1 pseudogene is annotated in these 605 nt (G+C 38.3%); it reads right to left on the reverse strand.

From position 1 onward, the window contains the following. Nucleotides 1–605 (reverse strand): annotated as a pseudogene (locus GW534_RS16015) (DDE-type integrase/transposase/recombinase); the annotation flags it as partial.

Consider the following 605-nt stretch of genomic DNA (forward strand, 5'->3'; position numbering starts at 1 on the left):
GGTCAGAAAGTTCGTAAGGGTAGTGATCTACGTAAGGTTTAAGCAAAATAGCCACGCTGTTTCCGTAATTCAGTATCGTCTGACGGGAAATAGATACACCATGGACATCCTGCATGATGGCAGCTGTTCTACGGGCTGAAAGCCCATAATTAACATGGTAGGTTAATATCAAACCTAATGTATGTGGCGACGCATAAATCTTAGACAAATCGACTACTGGTAACTCCGGTGATTCCTTAGATAACGGCTTAAAATCAATGTGAAATTGTCTGAAGATGTACCTTAATTTAAAGGCTTGTGGATTCTTTTTAAACTGTTTTTTCTCTTTTGATGACATCCCATTCAGTTTCTTTTGATAATAGGGACAGCCGTTGTTTTTACACTTAAACACGTGAAAGTCTTTTCTTTCTTTGATCTTTTCAAGTGTCTTGGAACAATGAGGACACTTGAGAATCGCCTCTTTTGAAAAACGATTTTTATCACTGAAAAGACAAGAGCACACCTTACATTGATACTGCCCTTTATCTCCATTATTGGCATAAAGATATTCTGATGGAGCACCACACTTTGGACAGATCATGGATTTAGGTACTGAGACTTTCGTG

The sequence above is a fragment of the Pallidibacillus pasinlerensis genome (assembly GCF_009996845.1).
GTDB lineage: Bacteria > Bacillota > Bacilli > Bacillales > Caldibacillaceae > Pallidibacillus > Pallidibacillus pasinlerensis.